The following is a 17,702-nucleotide window of genomic DNA, read 5'->3' as shown; positions in this document are numbered from 1 at the left end:
GCAACAATCGACCTCAGGGAGGCCTCATGGACGCCGCCACCGCCGCAGAACGCCTCGCCGCCCTCCTGGCGGACCGCGTCGACCACCGTTTCAAGGGCCTCCCGCCGGACGCCGAGGGGCTCACCCTCGCCGACCTCGCGGCCGAACGCCGCAATCTGTTCACCGGCGGTTTCACCACTCCCGTCCTCGCCCTGTCCGCCGAGCGCCTCCGGCACAACCTCGAGCTGATGGAGACGTACACGGCCCGCCACGGCCTCGCCTTCGCCCCGCACGGCAAGACGTCGATGGCTCCGCAGCTCTTCCACCGCCAGATGGAGCACGGCGCGTGGGGCATCACGCTCGCGCTCCCCCACCAGGTCCGCGTGGCACGGGCGTTCGGGATCGGCCGGGTGTTCCTCGCCAACGAGCTGGTGGACGCCGCGGCCCTGCGCTGGATCGCCGCCGAGCTGGCCGCCGACCCGGAGTTCCGCTTCGTCTGCTACGTCGACTCCGTGCGCGGGGTGGAGTTGATGGAGGCGGCCCTGAAGGGCGCCGCCCGGCCGCTGGAGGTCGTCGTCGAGCTGGGCGCGGGCGAGGGCGCCCGCACCGGCGTGCGCACGGAGGCGGACGCGCGGGCGGTCGCGGACGCGGTGGCGGGCACGGACACGCTGCGCCTGGTGGGCGTGGCGGGGTACGAGGCCCAGGTGCCCGAGGCCTCGCCGGAGCGGGTGCGCGCCTGGCTGCAGCGGCTGACCGGGATCGCCGTGGAGTTCGACAAGGCGGGGCGGTTCACGGGGGCCGGGGAGATCGTGGTGAGCGCGGGCGGCAGCGAGTGGTTCGACGCGGTCGCCGACGTCTTCGCGGAGATCCCCGAACTCTCGCTGCCCGTACTGAAGTTGCTGCGCTCGGGCGCGTATGTCTCGCACGACGACGTCCACTACCGCAGCCTGACCCCGTTCAACCGGGTGCCGGAGGAGGGTGCCCTGGAGCCCGCGTTCCGGCTGTGGGCCCAGGTGGTCTCCCGCCCGTCGGCGGACCAGGCGTTCGTCAACGCGGGCAAACGGGACGCCGCCTACGATCTCGACCTCCCCGTGGCCCGGACGGTGCGCCGGGAGGGCACCGAGCGCCCGGCGGCCGGGATCGAGGTGACCGCCCTGTCCGACCAGCACCTCTGGCTGCGCACCGGCCCCGAGGCGGACGTCGAGGTGGGTGACTGGGTCGGCTTCGGCCTGTCCCACCCGTGCACGTCCTTCGACAAGTGGCAGGTGATCCCGGTGGCCGAGGCGGACGGGACGGTCGTCGACTGCGTCCGCACGTTCTTCTAGGAGGGCAGGTCGTGGAGCAGCTCGTCATCCGGGACGCGGACGTCGTGGACGGCAGCGGGGAACCCTCGTACCGCGCCGACGTCGTGATCGACGGCGGCAGGATCGTCACCATCGTGAAGGAGGCCGCGGCGGCGGGCTGCCAGCGCCCCCGGGCCGTGCGGGAACTGGACGCGGAGGGTCTGGTCCTCGCCCCCGGCTTCGTCGACATGCACGCCCACAGCGACCTCGCCCTGCTGCGCGACCCCGACCACAGCGCGAAGGCGGCGCAGGGCGTGACGCTGGAGGTCATCGGGCAGGACGGGCTGTCGTACGCGCCGGTCGACGACCGGACGCTGGAGGAGGTGCGCCGGGCGATCACCGGCTGGAACGGCTACGGCGACGACATCGACTTCACCTGGCGGACGGTGGGCGAGTACCTGGACCGCCTGGACCAGGGCATCGCGGTCAACGCCGCCTATCTGATCCCGCAGGGCACGGTCCGGATGCTGACCGTCGGCTGGGAGGACCGGGAGGCGACGCCCGGAGAGCTGGAGCGCATGCGGCGCCTGGTCGCAAAGGGCCTGGAGCAGGGCGCGGTCGGCCTGTCGTCCGGGCTCACCTACACCCCCGGCATGTACGCCGGGAACGCCGAACTCACCGAACTGTGCCGGGTGGTGGCCGCATACGGCGGCTACTACTGCCCACACCACCGCAGTTACGGCGCGGGCGCACTGGAGGCGTACGCGGAGATGGTGGCCCTGGCCCGTGCGTCCGGCTGTCCGCTGCACCTCGCGCACGCCACCATGAACTTCGGCGTGAACAAGGGCCGCGCGCCCGAACTGCTGTCCCTGCTCGACGAGGCCCTGGCGGCGGGCGCGGACATCACCCTGGACACCTACCCCTACACCCCGGGCTCCACCACGCTGGCGGCGTTGCTGCCGAGCTGGGCGAGCGAGGGCGGCCCCGAGGAGACCCTGCGGCGGCTCGCCGACCCCGCGACGGCCGAGCGGATCCGCCACGATCTGGAGGTCGTCGGCGCCGACGGCTGCCATGGCGTGCCCGTCGACTGGGACACCGTCGAGATCTCCGGGGTGAGCGATCCGGGGCTCGCCGGCTACGTCGGCACCACGGTGCGCCAGGCGGCGGACCGGCGCGGCGAGGACCCCTGGGCCACGGCCCGCCGGCTGCTTGTCGAGGACCGGCTGGGACCGACGATCCTCCAGCATGTGGGCCACGAGGAGAATGTTCGGGCGATCATGCGGCACCGCGTCCACACCGGCGGTTCCGACGGCATCCTGCAGGGTGCGAAGCCACATCCGCGGGCGTACGGCACCTTCCCGCACTACCTCGGCCGGTATGTGCGCGAGTTGGGGGTGCTGTCGCTGGAGGAGTGCGTGGCCCGGCTCACCTCGCGTCCGGCGGCCCGGCTGCGTCTGCCGGACCGCGGTCTGGTCCGCGAGGGGTACCGCGCCGACCTGGTGCTCTTCGATCCGGCCACGGTCGCGGCGGGCTCCACCTTCGAACGGCCGCGCACCCTGCCGACCGGTATCCCGTATGTGCTGGTCGACGGCCGTTTCGTGATCGAGGACGGACGCCGCACGGACGTCCTGGCGGGGCGGGCGGTCCGCAGGACTCCGGTGTGACCGCCCGCCGTCGAGCCGCCGGGAGCGGTTACGGCTTGGGCAGCACGCAGCCGCTCGCGCTGAGGTTCAGCTTGTTCCCGGTGCCGAAGCACGCGGGTATCTGGTAGGTCTCCTCGGCGTAGTTGGTGCCCTGACGCACGGTCACCGTGCCGTTCTCGTCGACCTCGCAAGGGTTGTCGACGGTGCAGCGCTCACCGTCCTCGTTGCCGGTGTTGTTGACGGCGACGACCTTGCCGGTGCTGTTGTCGATGACGGGCGAGCCCGAGGTGCCGCCGATGGTATTGCAGGCGGAGGTGTAGCGGACCGAGTCCTTCCAGGTCCAGTCGCCCTCTTTCAGACGGTAGACGAACCCGTCGATGTCGCAGCTGTAGGTGCGCTTCCAGTAACCGGAGACGACCTTGATGGCGGTACCGGCGACCGGGTGGGTGTCCGCGACAGTGAGCGCGCTGATGCCGTAGGAGCTTCTGATCTGCGCGTAGGTACTGGTGAGCTGGTAGATCGTGATGTCCGTGTCGGTCATCGTCGAGTACGCGACCTTGCCGGCGCGCAGCGTCGCGACCCTGCTGCCCGAGGAGTTGAGCAGTCCGAACGTACGGCTGGAGGACTGCCCGACGATGACCTCGCCCGGGCCGGGGAAGCCGGTCTCCAGGCAGTGGCCGTTGGTGAGCACGAGCGCCGGGTCGGTGTCCGCGGAGTTCGGGAAGCGGATGACGGAGCCGGAGCAGTTGCTGAGCGAGACGGTGCCGGCGAAGTTGACGGCCTGGACCGTGGCCGTCCGGGAAGCCGCGGTGGTGCGGGAAGCCGTGGGCGCGGTCCGGGCGGCCTGGGGAGCCGCGACCGCCGGTGCCGCACCGGCTCCGGCGATCACCAGAGCGAACAGCGCGGCAACGAGAGGCTTTCTCATGTGGGGGGTCCCCTCTTGATGAGGTTGCGATGACGTGACGGGCCGGAGGTCGTCCGGCCCGCCCTGTGTTTGTCATGCGCATTGTCAGCGGAGAGGTAGGCGGGGGCAAGGAGCGGTTTTCGGCCGAATCACCGCCGCGCCCGCGCCCCTGCCGGGCGGCGCCACGCGCTCACCAGGGGTGCCTGGGGCCCCCGTGCCCATGGCCCGAATGGTCGTGCCAGGTGTTGTCCGGTGCGGTGGGGCTCGCGGTGGTGGAGGGCGGGTTGGAGGCCTCGCCGGTGGGCGCCGCCGTGGAGGTGGCCGGGGCCCCGCTCCGCGTGGCGGGCACCTCCCGTGAGGCCGCGGCCGTCGGGGGCGCGCTCTCGGCGGCGGCCGGCGCGACGGACCGGGACGGCTCGACGGAACGCGACGGCTCGGCGGAGGCGAAGGACGGGGCGCCGCTCTCCACGGGCGGCTCGGACCGGGCCGCCTTCGGCCGCGCGGACTCGGCGCCTCCCGGCGCGCCGGGAGGCGCGCCGCCGGGGGAACCGGAGCCGAGGCTCCCGGCGAGAGCGGCGGCCACCCCCACGACACCGAGCGCCCCGGCGGCCAGGAGCGCACGGCGGGGCCGGCGGGAGCGCGGCGCGGGCCGCGCCCGGTGCCGTGAGCCGCCCCCGGGAGCGCGCGCCACCGGTCCGTCGGAGGCCGGCGCCGCCGGCCCTTCGGCGGCGGGCTCTGCCGGGCCGTGCTCGTCGAGCGTCACGGGAGGCAGCTCGCGCGTCTCGTCGTAGGCGTTCTGCCAGCCATGGGCGGCCGCCGGGTCGGCGTACCGGTCGTACTCGGGGGCCGTCTCGGCATACGGGTGGTACACGTTCGGAGGACTCTGCGGTTCTCCGTTCTCCGGCTGCGTCCCCCCGGTGGGGTGGGCACCCGTCGCGCCATTGACGGCATTCGCGCCGTGTGTCCCGTCGCCGGGCCGATGTTCCCAAGACATGGGCGTGCATCTTAGGGGCGGAAGTGACACGTGAGGCAGCCGCCCGGGGGACGACCGAGGGAACCGGCACCGCCCACGTGGTGGAAAACACGCAGCAGGACCGGATCCTCGGCCGTAAGCTCACGGACATGCAGGTGATCCAGTCCACGAAACTCGCCAATGTCTGCTACGAGATCCGGGGCCCGGTTCTCGAGGAGGCGATGCGGCTGGAGGCGGCCGGTCACCGCATCCTCAAGCTCAACACCGGCAACCCGGCCGCCTTCGGCTTCGAGTGCCCGCCCGAGATCCTCGAGGACATCCTCCGCAATGTCTCGACGGCCCACGGCTACGGCGACGCCAAGGGCCTGCTGGCCGCCCGCCGGGCGGTCGTGATGCACAACCAGACCCTCGGCATCGAGACGGACGTGGAGCACGTCTTCATCGGCAACGGTGTCTCCGAGCTGATCGTCATGGCGATGCAGGGCCTGCTCGACGACGGCGACGAGGTGCTCGTACCGGCCCCGGACTACCCGCTGTGGACGGCGGCCGTGTCCCTGGCGGGCGGCACGGCCGTGCACTACCGCTGCGACGAGCAGTCCGACTGGATGCCGGACCTGGCGGACGTGGAACGCAAGATCACCGACCGCACCAAGGCCCTCGTCATCATCAACCCGAACAACCCGACGGGCGCGGTGTACGACGAGGCGATGCTCCGCGGTCTCACCGACATCGCGCGCCGGCACAACCTTCTCGTCTGCTCCGACGAGATCTACGACAAGATCCTCTACGACGGCGCCACCCACACGCCGACCGCGGCGGTGGCCCCGGACCTGCTGACCCTCACGTTCAACGGCATGTCGAAGGCGTACCGGGTGGCGGGGTACCGGGTGGGCTGGATGTCGATCTCCGGCCCCCGGGCGCACGCGGCGTCGTACATCGAGGGTCTGACGATCCTCGCGAACATGCGGCTGTGCGCGAACATGCCGGGCCAGCACGGTGTGGTGGCGGCGCTCAGCGGCCGCCAGACGATCAATGATCTGGTGCTGCCGGGCGGACGGCTGAAGGAGCAGCGGGACGCGGCGTATGAGCTGCTGACCCAGATCCCGGGTGTGAGCTGTGTGAAGCCGAAGGGCGCGCTGTACCTGTTCCCGCGCCTCGACCCGAATGTCTTCAAGATCAAGGACGACCGCCAGATGGTTCTCGACCTGCTGCGCAGCGAGAAGATCATGGTGGTCCAGGGGACAGGCTTCAACTGGCCGGAGCCCGACCACTTCCGGGTGGTCACCCTGCCGACCGTGGCCGATCTGACCTCGGCGGTCACGCGGATAGGGAATTTCCTGGACGGATACAGCCAGCCCTGATCGCGCCCGCCCCTCACGATGCGTGACCGGCCGACGCACTCTGCGATCCGGCTCAACTTTAGACGAAATCCAAGCTAGGATGGTTTCCTGTCACGCACAGGAGGGCCGTCCCATGTACGAACCGATCCGCACCAAGTCGGTCCACACGACGGCCGGCCCTGCCCCCGACTTCCCGCACCGCTCCCGCGAGGAGGAGCTGGACATCCAGCTCGCCGGTCATCTGGCCGCACTGCTCGCGGTGACGGACGAGCTGCGGGCCCTGTCGCCCTCCGGGGACCTGGACACGGCGGCCGAACGACTCACCGAGCAGGTGGCGCGGCTGCGCGGGGGCGTACGGCCGGTCCGTGCGACACCCGCCGCGCACGGCGGTGAACCGCAGATCGCTGCGCTCCACCGGCGCGCCCATGCGCTGGCGGGCCGGGCCCTGGTGGTGGCGGCCTCCCGCGCTGACACGGCGGCCGCGATCCTGTCGGCGGAGCGCATCGACGCCCACGCCGCCGCGTCGCCGGAACCGCGCGAGCCGATCGCCGCCGGCTGACCCTCCCGAGCCGCCCCGATCGGCTCCCCTCGACGGCCCCGGTCCGCGTGCACCCATAGCGACGCGCGGACCGGGCGCCACTACTTGCCGCCGCCTCGGGCCCCTCGCGCCCCTCCCCACCGGCACCCTCACCGCCTCCGCGAACTCGCCCACCGCCGAGGCTCCTTCGGCCCGTCGGCACGATGAAAGCCCTATCTGCCGACGAATTACCGAACAGTCCGCCCAATTAACCGATGACAGCACGAGATTGGGCACCGATTTCCGGCGCACCGTATCCGGACGTGCATGCATTCGGGTGGACCACGGCCCCGAACCGCCCGCCGCTGGGTGGCGTCACCGGGACGGGCTCGTAACGTCGGCGGACACAAGGGGGGTTCCCTCACCATTCCGCGAGATGTGACAAAGTGAAACGTAGGACATTGTGGGCAGGGCTCGCCGCAACGGTGGCGGTGGCCGGTGGGATCGCCGCTTGGGCGGTGCAGTCCCACCCGGCCCCGCCCGCGGGCTCCAAGGCCGCGCCGACGACCCAAAAGAGCCAGGAGGCCGGCGCGCTTCTGGCCGCCGCCCTGTTGCAGGAGCAGTACCACGACTCGGCCGGGGCGGCCCGAACCTACCGGCGCCTGCTGGACCTGGACCCCCACAACAAGACCGCCTGGTACAACCTCGGGGTCCTCGCACAGCGGGAGGGCAGAACCGCCGACGCCCGTGCGGCCTACGACAAGGCGCTGAAGGTCGATCCGGCGTACGCCTCCGCCCTCTACAACGAGGCGGTGCTGCTGAAGTCGAGCGAGCCCGACCGGGCCGTCACCCTCCTCAAGCGCGCCATCGCCGCCACTCCCCGGGCCTCCACGGCCCATCTGCAACTCGGTCAGATCCTGGCGAAGAAGGACCGGGACCACGAGGCGGCGGCCGAGTTCCGCCGTGCCGTGGCCGCCGACCCCTCGCTGTACTCCGCGGTGCCCGAACCGTTCCGGGACGACGTAAGCCCCCCACCGACATCGAGCCAAGCAGGTGACTCCCGATGACGTCGACTGCAACACCCAGGTTCTCCGTCTTCACCCCCAGCCACCGGCCCCGTTTCCTCGATGAGTGCCTGGCCACCCTCCAGGCGCAGACCTGCCCGGACTGGGAGTGGATCGTCCTGCTCAACAACGGCGCCCGGTGGCGCCCCGAGCGGCCCGACGAGCGGGTGCGCGTGGAGATCGCGGACGACGTCCGGGGCGTCGGGGCGGCCAAGCGCAGGGCCTGCGAGCTGGCACGCGGCGAGATCCTCGTGGAACTCGACCACGACGACCTGCTGGCGACGGCGTGCCTCGCAGAACTCGGCAGGGCGTTCGACGAGCATCCCGAGGCCGTGTTCGTCTACAGCAACACCGCCCAGATCACCGAGGACGGGAAGCGGGACGACACGCGCTTCAACGAGGCGCACGGCTGGCAGTACGAGGAGGTGCGCGTCGACGGCCGCACCCTGCTGCAGGCCAAGTCCATGGCCCCGACCCCGCACAATGTCTCCTACATCTGGTACGCCCCCAACCATGTGCGGGCGTTCCGCAAGGAGAGCTACGAGAAGGCCGGCGGCTACGACGCCACCCGCACGGTCCTCGACGACCAGGACCTGATGTGCCGGCTGTTCCACATCGGCGACTTCCACCACATCCCCCGCTGTCTGTATCTGCAGCGGATGCACCCGTCGAACACCCAGCGCGACCCGGAGATCAACGCGCACATCCAGCGCGAGACGGTCGCCCTGTACGACAAGTACATCGAGGCCAACGCGCTCGCCTGGACCGAGCGTCGCGGGCTGGTCGCGCTGGACCTCGGCGCGGCCCACCGCAAGCCGCCCGGGTACCTGGGCGTGGACCAGCACCCGGGAGAGGGCGTCGACATCGTCGCGACCCTGCCCGACCCGCTGGACCTGCCCGACAACTCCGTCGGCCTGATGCGGGCGGTGGACTTCCTGGAGCACGTCCCCGCGAAGGTGCCGCTGATCAACGAGCTGTACCGGCTGCTGGCCCCCGGCGGCATGCTGCTCACCATGACGCCCAGTTCCGATGGGCGCGGCGCGTACCAGGACCCGACCCACGTGGCCTTCTACAACGAGAACTCGTTCTGGTATTACACGGACAACCAGTACCGCACGTTCGTGCCGGAGATCGAGGCCAGGTTCCAGTCGTCACGGCTCGTCACCTACTTCCCGACCGAGTGGCACTCCCGGAACGACATCTCCTATGTGGTCGCCAACCTGATCGCGATGAAGGAGGGCGCCGAACGGTGCGGCGGACCGCTGCTGGTCTAGCCCCCGGGTATGGCGATGCCCCGTGGGGTCCTCGGGTCCCACGGGGCATCCGCGCGTTTCCGGGGCCGTCCGCGGTGGCCCCGTGGACGGCCCGCTCCTCCTCAGTCCGGCGGGTGCCCGCCGACGGCCGACCGCGCCGCGAGGGCCAGCGCGGCGAAGTGCGGTGTGGCCAGGGCCGCGGTCAGCTGGTCGTCCCAGCGCGGGAGGGGGGCGAGGCCCGCTCGGGCCCAGTTGCCGTGACCGAGCACACCGAACGCCGGGCGGGCGGCCGGACGCGGGAACTTGTCCGACCCCACCGGGCGGACGCGGGCCGGATCGAGGCCGCCGAGCCGGAAGGTCTCCCGCGCCAGCCCGTGCCAGGTGGTCTGGCCGGCCGCCGTGCCGTGGTAGACGCCGGCCGGTGCCCGTCCGGCCAGGGCGGCACGGCCGAGGGCGGCCAGGTGCCGGGCGAGCGCCCGGGACCAGGTCGGCTGGCCATGCTGGTCGGCCACCACGTCCAGGGTCGTGCGCCGGGCCGCGAGGCCGAGGACGGTGGCCACGAAGTTGCGGCCGTGCTCGCCGTAGAGCCAGGCCGTCCGCACGATGTAGCCGGTCTCCGGCAGCAGTTCGGCGACCGCCCGCTCCCCCGCCTGTTTGCTTCGCCCGTACGCGTTGACGGGCTCCGTCGGGGCGTCCTCGGGGTACGGGCCTCGGGCGTCGCCCGGGAACACGTAGTCGGTGGAGATGTGCAGCAGCAGCGCCCCGGTGTCCGCGCAGGCGCGGGCGAGATGGCGGACGCCCGTGCCGTTCACGGCCGTTGCCGCCGCCTCGTCGCGCTCGGCGCCGTCGACGTCCGTCCACGCCGCGCAGTTGACGACCACCCGGTGGCCGTCGACGGCCGCGCGCACGGCGGCCGGGTCGGTGATGTCGAGCCGGTCGCGGCCCGGTGCCGTCACCACGGCGCCGGGATCGGCGGCGAGTTCGGCCCGTACCTCCCGGCCGAGCAGCCCGTGCGCGCCGGTCACCAGCCAGTGCGTGGTCACCGCAGCTCGGCCCTCTCCTTCAGCGGCTCCCACCAGGAGCGGTGTGCGCGGTACCAGTCCACCGTGGCGGCCAGCCCCTGCGCGAAGTCGACCTGCGGGGCATAGCCGAGCTGTTCGCGGATCTTTCCGTCGTCCAGCGAGTAGCGCAGATCGTGGCCCTTGCGGTCGGCCACGTACTCGACCCGGTCCCAGCCCGCGCCGACCGCGTCCAGCAGCAGGCCGGTCAGCTTGTGGTTGCTCAGCTCCGTTCCGCCGCCGATGTGGTAGACCTCTCCGGCCCTGCCGCCGTCCAGGACCAGGTCGATGCCCCGGCAGTGGTCGGAGACATGCAGCCAGTCGCGGACGTTGCGCCCGTCCCCGTACAGGGGGACGGTCCTGCCGTCGAGCAGGTGGGTGATGAAGAGCGGGATGACCTTCTCGGGGAACTGGTGCGGCCCGTAGTTGTTGGTGCACCGGGTGACCACGACATCCAGGCCGTGGGTTCGGTGGTAGGCGAGGGCCAGCAGATCGGAGCCGGCCTTCGAGGCGGCGTACGGGGAGTTGGGCGCGAGCGCGCACTCCTCGGTCCACGAGCCCTCGCCGATCGAGCCGTACACCTCGTCGGTGGAGACGTGCACGAAACGGCCGACACGGTGCCGGCGGGCCGCGTCCAGAAGCACTTGTGTGCCCATCACATTGGTGCGGACGAACGGACCGGCGCCGTCGATCGACCGGTCCACATGCGACTCGGCGGCGAAGTGGACCACCGCGTCCTGGCCCGCCATCACCTGGTCGACCAGGTCCGGGTCGCAGACATCGCCCCGGACGAATCGGTAGCCGGGGTGTTCCGCCACCGGCGCGAGATTGGCCTCGACCCCTGAATACGTGAGTGAGTCGAGAACGGTGATCCGCGCCGCCGGGTCCGATCGGAACCGCCGTCGGACGTATTCCGAACCGATGAATCCGGCGCCGCCGGTCACGAGGATACGCATGGTTCTCCGAAGTTTATCGATCGAGTTCGTCGGTCGGATTCGATGGGGCATTGCGGCCCCGGGCCGGGGCCTTGGGTGGAACGCGGACGGTGCCCGCGAGGCCAGGCCTCGGGGCACCGTCGCGCGTTTCCCGGTCAGGCGACCGCACCTGCGGTCAGGTCACCGGGGCGCAGATCGCGAAGGCCGTGGCCGGTCCTCCGGAGACGACCTGCCACCCGGTGGCGGGGCCGGTCCCGGTGAAGACCGGCCTGGAGACATCGATGTTCTGGCCGGGCGCGGTGTCCTGGAACCCGCCTCCGAGGGCCACGTCACCGGGGTTGCAGCCGGCGGTCGACGTGGTGCCCTGGGCGCCGGTCACCACGTAGGTGGCGCCGACCCCGGCACCCTGAGCACCCTGCGTTCCCTGGGGACCGGTGGGACCCGCCGGGCCGGTCGCACCCGTCGGACCCTGGACACCGGGGACGCCCTGGGCACCCTGCGTGCCCTGCGGACCGGTGGCGCCCGTCGCACCCGGGACGCCCTGGGCGCCGGTGGCACCCGTCGCACCCTGCGTCCCCTGGGGACCGGTGGGACCCGTCGGGCCGGTCGCACCCGTCGGACCCTGGACACCGGGGTCGCCCTGGGCACCCTGCGTGCCCTGCGGACCGGTGGCACCCGTCGCACCCTGCGTGCCCGGGCCACCCTGGAAGCCCTGGAAGCCCTGAGCACCGGTGGTGCCCTGCGTGCCCTGGGCACCCTGCGTACCCTGCGGACCGGTGGCACCCGTCGCACCCTGCGCGCCCGGGATGCCCTGCGGACCGGGGGTGCCCGTCGCACCCTGTGCACCCTGGAAGCCCTGGAAACCCTGGAAGCCCTGAGCACCGGTGGTGCCCTGCGTCCCCTGCGTGCCCTGGGTGCCCTGCGTCCCCTGTGGACCGGTGGCGCCCGTCGCACCCTGCGCGCCCGGGATGCCCTGCGGACCGGGGGTGCCCGTCGCACCCTGCGCGCCCTGGAAGCCCTGGAAACCCTGAGCACCGGTGGTGCCCTGCGTGCCCTGAGCACCGGTGGCGCCCTGGAAGCCCTGGAAACCCTGGGCACCCTGAGCACCGGTGGCGCCCTGGAAGCCCTGGAAACCCTGGGCACCCTGAACACCGGTGGCGCCCTGGGAACCCTGCGCGCCCTGGAAACCCTGCGCACCCGGGATGCCCTGGGGGCCGGGGGTACCGGTGGCTCCCTGCCGGCCTTGCGAGCCTTGCGGGCCGCCAACGCCGCCGCCGGGAGGGCCCTGCGGACCCTGCGGGCCCTGCGGGCCCTGCGGACCGGCAGGGCCACCCACGCCGCCGCCATGGCCGTCGTGGTCATGGTCGTCATGGCCGTTCGTGCCCGGGGGACTCGGGTTCCCCGAGTGGACGCCGCCGCGGACTTTGGTGCTCCTGCCCCCGATCTTGTGATGGTGGGCACCCGTGGCGCCCTTCGGGCCCGGCAGCCCCACACTGCTGCCCGCGCCGGACCGGTGGATGGCGTCGGCGACGGCGACTGTGCTCGGGGCAATGTTCAGCACGACGGCAAGCGCGCCGACCGAGACCATCGTGGCGGATTTCACGCGTGAACTTCGGGTAGTTCTACGGCTCACTGAGAACCTTCCTCACGAAACGTGGAGTGACCACACCGCAAGCGCACGCACTGGGGGCGCTCACGTTGCCCGTGGCCACGGACGCGGCCATCTTTCACGCTCCGTCACATTTCGCTTACCCGTCACTCCGTGTCACCGACGAAGATCACCCACGCGGCTGTCCTACAGGTGCCGTCACCAGACTTCTGCGATAGGCGTCGCACTCCCCGTAGGAAGGCAGCAGGCCCTGCCTCTCGGCCTCCACAAGCGTGGGTGCCATGGCGTCCTTGTCGGACAGGAGCGGTACGAGGTCCTCGGGCCAGGCGATGCCCAGGGCCGGGTCGAGCGGGTTGATCCCGTACTCCCGCCGCGGCGCATAGGGCTGTGAACACAGATAGACGACGGTGGAGTTGTTCTCCAGGGCCATGAAGGCGTGGCCCAGTCCCTCCGAGAGATACAGGCAGCGGTGTGTGGTGTCGTCGAGCCGGACCGCCTCCCAGGTCCCGAAGCTTGGGGAGCCGGTGCGGATGTCGACCACCACGTCGAGGACTGCGCCGCTGACACAGGTGACGTACTTGGCCTGGCCCGGCGGGACCGCCGCGTAGTGGATGCCGCGCAGCGTGCCGCGGACGGAGCGGGAGCAGTTGGCCTGCGCGAGCCCGAATCCCTGTCCGGTGGAGCCGTGGAACGTTTCTCCCTTGAACCACTCGTGGAATCTTCCCCTGCCGTCCGTGAACACCCTGGGTGTGTCCACCCAGGCCCCTTCGATGCCAAGTGGTCGCACGCGCCTGCTTCCTTCCCCCCACGCCGCTGTTGTCGTGGGTCACTGCGTCCGTGGGTGTCGTCGGGACATCCCGTCGTGTGTGTCTTCGGGACATCCCGTCCTGTGTGTCTTCGGGACATCCGCCGCGCGACTTCAGGAGCGAGCGGCCGGGCCCGCGGACAGCAGTTCCCCGGGCCGCGAGCCAGGCTCCCGCCGGGGTGGGACCAGACCGCCGCAGTCGTCCAGCAGCCCCAGCAGATAGCGGCCGTATCCGCTCTTGAGCAGCGGCTGGGCCAGTTCCCGGAGCCGGTCGTCGTCGATCAGGCCGGCCCGCCAGACCGCCTCCTCGACACAGCCGACCTTGAAACCCTGGCGCTCCTCGATCACGCGCACGAACTCCGAGGCCTGCACCAGGGAGGTGAAGGTGCCGGTGTCCAGCCACGCGGTGCCCCGGTCGAGCCGGGTGACATGGAGCGCACCGGCCTCGAGATAGACACGGTTGAGGTCGGTGATCTCCAACTCGCCCCGGGCACTGGGGCGCAGATCGCGGGCGATGTCCACGACGTGGTGGTCGTAGAAGTACAGTCCGGGCACGGCGTACCGGGAGCGGGGCCGGGCGGGCTTCTCCTCGATGGACAGGGCCCGTCCCTGTGTGTCGAACTCGACGACACCGTAGGCCGAGGGGTTGGCGACCGGGTAGGCGAACACCCTGCCGCCCGCAGGATCGTCATTGCGGGCCAGCCGGGTGCCGAGGCCGCTTCCGTGGAAGATGTTGTCGCCCAGGATCAGGGCGACCGGCTCGCCGTCGAGGAAGTCGGCCCCCAGGACGAGTGCCTGCGCGATGCCCTCCGGGCGTTCCTGCACGGCATATTCCAGCCGCAGGCCGAGTTGACGGCCGTCGCCGAGCAACCGGCGGAACTGGTACTGGTCTTCGGGCGTGGTGATGACCAGGATCTCCCGGATGCCCGCCATCACGAGTGTGGAAAGCGGGTAATAGACCATGGGTTTGTCGAAAACCGGAAGAAGCTGCTTCGAGACCGAACGGGTCAACGGCCACAGTCGCGAGCCGGTACCCGCGGCCAACAGGATTCCGCGCATGGCATCACCATAGGTGAATTGCCCATCACTGTCCGCTTTCGACAGGGCTCACGGTGTGTACGGGGATGAACGCGCACCGGGCCGGGCTCGCAATCCGTACGCCGTTGTACGGTGCGGGCTCCGGCCCGGTGCGTCGTGGTGCTGTCACCGCGGCCGGCCTTCGTGACGACATCGCTGGTCAGGGCATTGCCGGACCGGCCGCGGAGTTCTCGGGGGATCAGCCCAGGCGCTGCACCAGCGCGCGGTACTCGTCCCACAGTTCCTTCGGCGTGTGGTCGCCGAAGGTGTTGAGGTGCTCGGGCACCAGGGCCGCCTCCTCGCGCCACACGTCCTTGTCGACGGTGAGCAGGAAGTCGAGGTCGGACTCCGACAGGTCCAGGCCGTTGGTGTCCAGCGCCTCCTTCGTCGGCAGGATGCCGATCGCGGTCTCGACGCCCTCGGCCTTGCCCTCCAGGCGCTCGACGATCCACTTCAGGACACGGCTGTTCTCGCCGAAGCCCGGCCAGACGAACTTGCCCTCGTCGTTCTTGCGGAACCAGTTGACGTAGTAGATCTTCGGCAGCTTGGACTGGTCCTTGCCCTTGGCCACGTCGACCCAGTGGCCCATGTAGTCACCCATGTTGTAGCCGCAGAACGGCAGCATCGCGAACGGGTCGCGGCGCAGTTCGCCGACCTTGCCCTCGGCCGCGGCGGTCTTCTCGGAGGCGACGTTCGCGCCGAGGAACACACCGTGGTTCCAGTCGAAGGACTCCGTCACCAGCGGCACCGCGCTGGCGCGGCGGCCGCCGAAGAGGATCGCCGAGATCGGCACGCCCTTCGGGTCCTCCCACTCGGGCGCGATGATCGGGCACTGCGAGGCGGGGACGGTGAAGCGGGCGTTGGGGTGGGCGGCCGGGGTCCCGGACTCCGGCGTCCAGTCGTTGCCCTTCCAGTCGGTGAGGTGGGCCGGAGTCTCCTCCGTCATGCCCTCCCACCAGATGTCGTTGTCGTCGGTGAGGGCGACGTTGGTGAAGACGGAGTTGCCCCACAGCGTCTTCATCGCGTTGGCGTTGGTGTGCTCACCCGTGCCGGGCGCGACACCGAAGAAACCGGCCTCGGGATTGATCGCGTACAGCTGGCCGTCCCGGCCGAACCGCATCCACGCGATGTCGTCGCCGATCGTCTCGACCGTCCAGCCGGAGATCGTCGGCTCGAGCATGGCGAGGTTGGTCTTGCCGCAGGCGCTCGGGAAGGCCGCCGCGACGTACTTCGACTCGCCCTGCGGGGGCGTCAGCTTGAGGATCAGCATGTGCTCGGCGAGCCAGCCCTCGTCGCGCGCCATCACGGAGGCGATACGCAGCGCGTAGCACTTCTTGCCGAGCAGCGCGTTGCCGCCGTAGCCGGAGCCGTACGACCAGATCTCACGGCTCTCGGGGAAGTGCGAGATGTACTTGGTCTGGTTGCAGGGCCAGGGGACGTCCTCCTGGCCGGGCTCCAGCGGGGCGCCCAGGGTGTGGACGGCCTTGACGAAGAAGCCGTCGGAGCCGAGTTCGTCGAGGACGGCCTGGCCCATGCGCGTCATGGTGCGCATGGAGACGGCCACATACGCGGAGTCCGTGATCTCGACGCCGATCGCGGAGAGCGGCGATCCCAGCGGGCCCATGCAGAACGGCACGACGTACATCGTGCGGCCGCGCATGGAACCGCGGAACAGGCCGTTCTCGCCCTGGAAGGTCTCCCGCATCTCGGCGGGTGCCTTCCAGTGGTTGGTCGGGCCGGCGTCCTGCTCCCGCTCGGAGCATATGAACGTCCGGTCCTCGACCCGGGCGACATCCGTCGGGTCGGAGGCCGCGTAGTAGGAGTTCGGGCGCTTGATCGGGTCGAGCTTCTTGAACGTGCCCTTGCGGACAAGCTCCTCACACAGGCGCTCGTATTCGGCCTCGGATCCGTCGCACCAGACCACGTTGTCCGGCTGGGTCAGTTCGGCGATCTCGTTGACCCACGAGATCAGGTCCTTGTGCTGGGTGGGGACGGTTGAGGGAGCCGCGATGTCGCGCGCCACGATCGCTCCTAGGTGAGGGGTTTTCTGTTGGTTGCCCCGTGGGGGCTGCGACCCGGATGCTTCGTAGCCGCTCATCCGGTGCCGACCGCACTCATTTGATCATCCGACGAGATTGCCCATCTGTCCAGAGGGCGTCACACCTGAGCGGAGTGAGGATCGCCACGCGTCCCCGCGTTTCTTTGCGTCCACGTAGGATTCGGTGGAAGGATTTTTTGCGTTGGCGCGGTTTCCCCGCAGGCCGGACAGCCCGGGTGATAACGGTCTCACCTTGATCCGCAACTTACGGTTCCGTAGGTAGCATGCCGCGCATGACTGCGTCCGTCCCCGACGCGCCCACGGACCCGCCGGCAGCCGGCCGCGGTCCCGTCGCGCTCTCCCTGCCCCATCCGGTCAAACCGAGGCTGCGCGGGTGGTTGCATCTCGGAATGTTCCCGGCCGTTCTCGTCGCGGGCCTGGTGCTCACGGCCCTCGCGGACTCGACACGCGGCCGAATCGCCTGTGGCATCTACGCCCTGACGGCCTGTCTGCTTTTCGGCGTCAGCGCGCTCTACCACCGCGGCAACTGGAGCCCCCGCATGGACGGCGTACTGCGCCGGCTCGACCATGCCAACATCTTCCTGATCATCGCGGGCACCTACACCCCCCTGACCCTGCTGCTCCTGCCGGGGGTGAAGGGCCGGTGGCTGCTGTGGGGCATCTGGGCCGCGGCGGCGGCCGGCATCGTCTTCCGCGTCTTCTGGGTCCGCGCCCCCCGCTGGCTCTACACCCCCTGCTACATCGGGATGGGCTGGGCCGCGGTCTTCTTCCTCCCCGACTTCATGCGCACCGGCGGGATCGCCGTCCTGGTGCTCGTCATCGTCGGCGGACTGCTCTACAGCGCGGGCGGCGTGGTCTACGGGATAAAGCGGCCGAACCCGTCACCCCGGTGGTTCGGCTTCCACGAGGTCTTCCACTCGTTCACGCTCGCGGCGTTCGTCGTGCACTACGTGGGGATCTCCCTGGTGGCATACCAGCACGGGTAGGGCCCGTCCCGGCCCCACCGCCCCGTCTCGACGGCCACGGCTCCCTGCCGTGGCCGTCCGCCGTTCGCGCCCGAGGACGCGAGGACGCATGCTGCGGCAGGCAAGTTTTGACAGTCGCTGTCTTTTGACACCTCCTTTCGCTTCAGGCCCCCGCTGCTGTGGCCCCGGCCCGGAAACCCGCAGGCCCCGGACCCCTCCCGCATGTCATCCTGAGCCG

General features: G+C 70.9%; 15 protein-coding genes. 7 read left to right on the top strand and 8 right to left on the bottom strand.

Features of this window, described 5'->3' with window-relative positions; translation table 11 throughout:
• Positions 1-26 precede the first annotated feature (26 nt).
• Entirely contained in the window at positions 27-1,304 is a 1,278-nt protein-coding gene (locus ACIP94_RS08480) for an alanine racemase (protein ID WP_402421368.1), read from the top strand.
• An 11-nt stretch (positions 1,305-1,315) separates the two neighbouring features.
• Positions 1,316-2,926 carry an amidohydrolase family protein gene (locus ACIP94_RS08475; RefSeq protein ID WP_402421366.1) on the top strand — a complete coding sequence of 537 codons (1,611 nt, stop codon included), beginning with the start codon at positions 1,316-1,318 and terminating at the stop codon, positions 2,924-2,926.
• A gap of 28 nt (positions 2,927-2,954) precedes the next feature.
• Here the strand turns inward: ACIP94_RS08475 and ACIP94_RS08470 are convergent, their stop codons facing one another.
• Together ACIP94_RS08470 and ACIP94_RS08465 are read right to left on the bottom strand one after the other, a co-directional pair.
• Positions 2,955-3,830, bottom strand: a complete 876-nt coding sequence (locus ACIP94_RS08470) for a serine protease (RefSeq protein WP_402421364.1) — start codon at positions 3,828-3,830, stop codon at positions 2,955-2,957.
• Positions 3,831-3,999: 169 nt separating this feature from the next.
• On the bottom strand, positions 4,000-4,680 hold the full coding sequence (locus ACIP94_RS08465; protein ID WP_402421361.1) for a hypothetical protein: 681 nt from the start codon (positions 4,678-4,680) through the stop codon (positions 4,000-4,002).
• Between the two features lie 251 nt (positions 4,681-4,931).
• Here ACIP94_RS08465 and ACIP94_RS08460 point away from each other — a divergent pair, with 251 nt between their 5' ends.
• From ACIP94_RS08460 to ACIP94_RS08445, 4 genes are all read left to right on the top strand, one after another.
• Entirely contained in the window at positions 4,932-6,143 is a 1,212-nt protein-coding gene (locus ACIP94_RS08460; protein ID WP_402421752.1) for a pyridoxal phosphate-dependent aminotransferase, read from the top strand.
• 112 nt (positions 6,144-6,255) lie between these two features.
• Positions 6,256-6,681, top strand: coding sequence for a hypothetical protein (locus ACIP94_RS08455; protein WP_402421358.1), 426 nt, complete (start codon positions 6,256-6,258; stop codon positions 6,679-6,681).
• Between the two features lie 404 nt (positions 6,682-7,085).
• Positions 7,086-7,706 (top strand): tetratricopeptide repeat protein, encoded by a 621-nt coding sequence (locus ACIP94_RS08450; protein ID WP_402421355.1) that lies wholly within the window; start codon positions 7,086-7,088, stop codon positions 7,704-7,706.
• On the top strand, positions 7,703-8,977 hold the full coding sequence (locus tag ACIP94_RS08445; protein ID WP_402421352.1) for a glycosyltransferase: 1,275 nt from the start codon (positions 7,703-7,705) through the stop codon (positions 8,975-8,977). Before ACIP94_RS08450 ends, ACIP94_RS08445 begins: the two co-directional genes overlap by 4 nt.
• A 101-nt stretch (positions 8,978-9,078) precedes the next feature.
• Here the strand turns inward: ACIP94_RS08445 and rfbD are convergent, their stop codons facing one another.
• The 6 genes from rfbD to ACIP94_RS08415 form a co-directional block, all read right to left on the bottom strand.
• Positions 9,079-9,999 (bottom strand): dTDP-4-dehydrorhamnose reductase, encoded by a 921-nt coding sequence (gene rfbD, locus ACIP94_RS08440; RefSeq protein ID WP_402421350.1) that lies wholly within the window; start codon positions 9,997-9,999, stop codon positions 9,079-9,081.
• The gene (rfbB, locus tag ACIP94_RS08435) at positions 9,996-10,970 is read right to left on the bottom strand and encodes a dTDP-glucose 4,6-dehydratase (protein WP_402421348.1); all 975 of its coding nucleotides are present in this window, start codon (positions 10,968-10,970) and stop codon (positions 9,996-9,998) included. The genes rfbD and rfbB overlap by 4 nt, the downstream gene beginning before the upstream one ends.
• Before the next feature lie 154 nt (positions 10,971-11,124).
• Positions 11,125-12,552: a collagen-like protein gene (locus tag ACIP94_RS08430; protein WP_402421345.1), complete on the bottom strand. Its 1,428-nt coding sequence runs from the start codon at positions 12,550-12,552 to the stop codon at positions 11,125-11,127.
• A gap of 175 nt (positions 12,553-12,727) precedes the next feature.
• Entirely contained in the window at positions 12,728-13,345 is a 618-nt protein-coding gene (locus tag ACIP94_RS08425; RefSeq protein ID WP_402421343.1) for a dTDP-4-dehydrorhamnose 3,5-epimerase family protein, read from the bottom strand.
• 132 nt (positions 13,346-13,477) lie between these two features.
• Positions 13,478-14,422 (bottom strand): glucose-1-phosphate thymidylyltransferase RfbA, encoded by a 945-nt coding sequence (rfbA, locus tag ACIP94_RS08420; protein ID WP_402421340.1) that lies wholly within the window; start codon positions 14,420-14,422, stop codon positions 13,478-13,480.
• 217 nt (positions 14,423-14,639) lie between these two features.
• A complete protein-coding gene (locus ACIP94_RS08415; RefSeq protein ID WP_402421338.1) occupies positions 14,640-16,463 on the bottom strand; it encodes a phosphoenolpyruvate carboxykinase (GTP) in 1,824 nt (607 codons plus the stop codon).
• Positions 16,464-16,771: 308 nt separating this feature from the next.
• On the opposite strand from ACIP94_RS08415, the gene ACIP94_RS08410 reads away from it, so the two are divergent.
• Positions 16,772-17,485 (top strand): hemolysin III family protein, encoded by a 714-nt coding sequence (locus ACIP94_RS08410; protein WP_402421335.1) that lies wholly within the window; start codon positions 16,772-16,774, stop codon positions 17,483-17,485.
• Positions 17,486-17,702 lie beyond the last annotated feature (217 nt).

The sequence above is a fragment of the Streptomyces sp. NPDC093261 genome, assembly GCF_044753645.1.
Classification (GTDB): domain Bacteria; phylum Actinomycetota; class Actinomycetes; order Streptomycetales; family Streptomycetaceae; genus Streptomyces.
Note: the sequence above shows the minus strand (reverse complement) of the source record. Positions and strands in the feature narration are given on the sequence as shown.

Bases quoted from the DNA above. Each gene is read 5' to 3' on its own strand.
- ACIP94_RS08480 (WP_402421368.1), top strand. From the start codon at position 27: ATGGACGCCGCCACCGCCGCAGAACGCCTCGCCGCCCTCCTGGCGGAC.
- ACIP94_RS08470 (WP_402421364.1), bottom strand. From the start codon at position 3,830: ATGAGAAAGCCTCTCGTTGCCGCGCTGTTCGCTCTGGTGATCGCCGGA.
- ACIP94_RS08460 (WP_402421752.1), top strand. From the start codon at position 4,932: ATGCAGGTGATCCAGTCCACGAAACTCGCCAATGTCTGCTACGAGATC.
- ACIP94_RS08455 (WP_402421358.1), top strand. From the start codon at position 6,256: ATGTACGAACCGATCCGCACCAAGTCGGTCCACACGACGGCCGGCCCT.
- ACIP94_RS08445 (WP_402421352.1), top strand. From the start codon at position 7,703: ATGACGTCGACTGCAACACCCAGGTTCTCCGTCTTCACCCCCAGCCAC.
- rfbB (WP_402421348.1), bottom strand. From the start codon at position 10,970: ATGCGTATCCTCGTGACCGGCGGCGCCGGATTCATCGGTTCGGAATAC.
- rfbA (WP_402421340.1), bottom strand. From the start codon at position 14,422: ATGCGCGGAATCCTGTTGGCCGCGGGTACCGGCTCGCGACTGTGGCCG.
- ACIP94_RS08410 (WP_402421335.1), top strand. From the start codon at position 16,772: ATGACTGCGTCCGTCCCCGACGCGCCCACGGACCCGCCGGCAGCCGGC.